Source organism: Actinomycetota bacterium (assembly GCA_036280995.1).
Classification (GTDB): Bacteria; Actinomycetota; CALGFH01; order CALGFH01; family CALGFH01; genus CALGFH01.
In genome coordinates, this window is the sequence record DASUPQ010000843.1 from 1 (window position 1) to 3298 (window position 3298).

4 protein-coding genes and 1 pseudogene are annotated in these 3298 nt (G+C 71.5%); 2 read left to right on the forward strand and 3 right to left on the reverse strand.

Translation table 11 applies throughout. From position 1 onward, the window contains the following. Positions 1–255 precede the first annotated feature (255 nt). The gene (locus VF468_28175; GenBank protein ID HEX5882162.1) at positions 256–843 is read right to left on the reverse strand and encodes a TetR/AcrR family transcriptional regulator; all 588 of its coding nucleotides are present in this window, start codon (positions 841–843) and stop codon (positions 256–258) included. A 90-nt stretch (positions 844–933) separates the two neighbouring features. Between VF468_28175 and VF468_28180 the strand changes: the two genes are divergently transcribed. Next, positions 934–1449, forward strand: a complete 516-nt coding sequence (locus VF468_28180; protein ID HEX5882163.1) for a hypothetical protein — start codon at positions 934–936, stop codon at positions 1447–1449. A 132-nt stretch (positions 1450–1581) separates the two neighbouring features. On the opposite strand, the pseudogene VF468_28185 reads toward VF468_28180, so the two are convergent. Beyond that, a pseudogene (locus VF468_28185) lies at positions 1582–1773 on the reverse strand (transposase). 334 nt (positions 1774–2107) lie between these two features. Here VF468_28185 and VF468_28190 point away from each other — a divergent pair. After that, complete coding sequence (locus VF468_28190) at positions 2108–2647, forward strand: YbaK/EbsC family protein (GenBank protein HEX5882164.1); 540 nt, start codon at positions 2108–2110, stop codon at positions 2645–2647. 246 nt (positions 2648–2893) lie between these two features. On the opposite strand, the gene VF468_28195 is transcribed toward VF468_28190, so the two are convergent. Next, on the reverse strand, positions 2894–3298 hold a 405-nt coding region (locus tag VF468_28195; GenBank protein HEX5882165.1), incomplete at its 5' end, for a hypothetical protein.

Sequence of the window (3298 nt, forward strand, 5' to 3'; positions counted from 1 at the left end):
AGCGGCTTGGCGAGGGGCTCGAGCTCGGCGACGACGACCTCGAGCGAGTCGTGCGGGAGTCCTTCCGCTTTCTCCTCGAGCGCGAGCGGGCCACATCGATCCTGGACCAGTTCTCGCTCAGCGACATCTCCCGCTACTTCCCCGAGTACCCAACCGAACTCGCACGCCGCCTCTCCTGAGCCCGCCGGGTCGCTCAGCGAGGTGCGGAGAATCCACTCGAGCTGCGCCCCGAGACGTCAACGATGGATGCGCCGCTCAGAAGAGGTAGTGGGCGACCTGGCGGGCGATCTGCTCGGGGTCGTCGCCCAGCTGCGGTGGCAGATTCTGGTTCAGCCAGAGGGTGGCCAGCCCATGGACCAGGGACCAGGCGGCGACGCCGGCCCGCAGGTCGTCGCCGCCGTCGGTGCGGTTGGCGACGTCGGCGGCCGGCGGGTACAACAGCGCCCTGGCCGCGTCCCGGGCCCGGACGAGCTCGGGGTCGTCGGTGCGGTACAGCTCGGGGCGGAACATCACCTCGAAGTGGGCCCGGTGGGTGACGGCGAAGCGGACGTAGGCCACGCCGACCTCCAGGAAGCTCCCGGTGGCCTCGTAGGTCTCGCCGAGGGTTGCGGCCAGCCGCCGGAACCCGTCGGCGGCGACGGCGGTCAGCAGGCCGGCCTTGTCGCCGAAGTGGTGGGCCGGGGCGGCATGGGAGACCCCGGCCCGGCGGGCCAGGTCCCGGAGGCTGACCGCGGCCGGCCCGACCTCGAGGATCGCCTGCACGGCGGCCTCCAGCAGGGCCCGTGGGAGGTCGCCGTGATGGTAGGGCCGAGCGTCCTTGCCCGCCCCGGGAGCTGTGGTCACTCCTCGATCATATCCTCAATCTTGCCATTGACAAGACTGGCCCGCCGGCCGTATCTTGACATTGACAAGATCTAGGTCCGGAGGCCAGCAGTGAACAGCTCCACGGTCACCACCCAGCCAGCCCCCTCCTCGAGGCGGCGGTTCACCCTCGGCGAGTGGATGCTCCTCGGCGTCGTCGTCCTCGCTTTCCTCCACCACATCGACCACGTGCTCCGGGCCGACAACAGCGGCTGGCCATTCACCCCCGACCTCACGCCCTTCACCATCAGCCTGCTCGTCTACCCGATCTTCGTCCTGGACCTCCTCCTGCTGCGCCACCGGCCGTGGGTGCGGGTGGGGTTGGTGGCTGTTCTGTTCGTCGCCCTCCAGGTGACCCACGCCATCGTCGAGCCGCCGGCCGACCAGTACGGCACCTGGGCCAACCGGATCAGCTCGGTTCCTCACGCCCTCGGCCAGCCCAACCTGCTCGACATCGCCTCGCCGGTCCTGGGCGCCCTCTCGGTCGCTGTCTCCAGCCTGCTGTCGGTGGCCGTGCTGGCCACGCTGGTGCGGCTGGCCCGGGAGGCCCGCCCCAACCAACTCCAGCCCACCGGAAGCCAGCGGTGATGGCAGCCCCGACCGGCGGGGTGGATCCCGCGCATCGGGCCGTACGCGAACATCGTGGGACGCACTGCTGGGGCTGGTCGGCAACTCCTGCACCCGCAGCCCCATGGGCCCTGACAACGCGACGGTGGCCAGCAGCTCCACGGTGTACAGGGCCTGGTTGAGCTGACGGTTCCCAGAGCGGTTGAGTCGAACCCGGACGGTCTGGCCAGAGGAGGCGGGGATGGGGGCGGCCCCGCCCAGCATGGCGAACGCCGCGTCGGAGCGGCAGCGGCCGGGGTGGGACCAAGCGCACAGCACGGTGGCGGCCACGATCGGGCCGGCCCCGGTTCGGGTGAGCAGGTCGGGTCGCCAGGCTCGCACCAGCACCAGGATGGCCTGGCGGTGGTCGGCGGCCTCGGCGGTCGGCTTCCGGATCCGGCGGGCCAAGCGCCGCAGCGTCGCCGCGGTGTGACTGTGCTTGTGGGTGTCGACGCCGACGGGCGACCTCGACGGAGTCTGCCGCATGTGCATGCGTTGGCTCCTTGCGACGCCTGGGTTCAACCCAGACTCCACTCGGCGCCGCCGTCGGGGCCGTGTACGGTAGCCACGACCGCCGCGTGCCGTGAACAAGGCGTCCAGTTGGCCGCCGCAGGCTCGCGGGCCTGGGAGGTGGCGTGCGATGTCGGCCCTCACCAAGCACCTGGAGCAACGGGGCAGCGCCTTCGAGCTGCTCGTCCACCGGCAGGTCTCCACCTCCAGCGACGAGGCCCGGGCGCTGGGCATCGACGCCGGCGACGTGCTCAAGACGCTCGCGGTCCGCACCGGGATTGGCTATGTGCTGGTGGTCATCCCGGCCTCCTGCCGGCTGGACCTGCACCTGGTCCGTGACGCGCTCGGCGACCACCACGCCCGCCTGGCCAGCGAGGAGGAACTGGCCCGCGACTTCGCCGGCTATCAGCTGGGTGCCCTGCCCCCACTGGGGGCGTTGCTGGGCTGTACGGTGTACGTGGATCCGGAGGTGCTCAACCACGACCTGGTGGTGTTCGCGGCCGGTACCCGGACGGAATCGGTCAGGATGGCGACCCGGGAGCTGTTCGCCAGCGAGCAGGTCACCACCGTACCGCTGGTCAAGCTGGCCGACTGGGGCACTGACGACCTGATCAGGCGGCGGCGAGCGGCCCAGCAGGGGCTGGCAGGCGGCAGCCACCCAGCGTCGTAACGGGCTCCGAACCGGCGAGACCCCACTGGTCCCTAGCCGGCCGTCGCTACACCGCTCTGACTGAGCGGTTCGGCCCGGACCCGTCGGAGCCAGGGCCGCAGCCCGCTGAGCCGCTGCCTGCCGGCGATTTCGAGCCATTCCTTGTGCGTGGGGCCATCGCCGGCCCCGTCCGGACGTCGAGGCGGCGGACCCGTTCGCGTTGCCGCCGGCCGGTTCCGGATGAGCCTGCGACACCGCTCGGCATCGTCAGGCCATGGAATCGGCGGGAGCCAGCCGTGCCGCGCTGGCCACGCTGCGGACGTCCAGCCGCAGCCCTAGGCCGTGGCCGATGTCGACCGCCTGCAGGTACTCCTCCCGATACAGGTGCCGGTCGATCTCGCCATAGCCGTCCCGGCCACTCTTGCCGACCAGGCCGGCGGCGTGGTACTGGGCCATCAGGTCCACATAGGTCTCCGGCCCCAACTCCCCGGCCACAAACCGCAGCACCGCCTCGGTCTCGGCCAGCAGGCCCGGCATCACCAGGTGACGCAGCAGCAGCCCCCGACGGGCCAGCCCGTCGGAGTCGAACACCAGCGGGCCGACCCGGCGGAGCCGTCGCTGCTGGACGCGCTGGACACGTTCGGCGCCACCTTGCCGGGTGGCGACGACGAC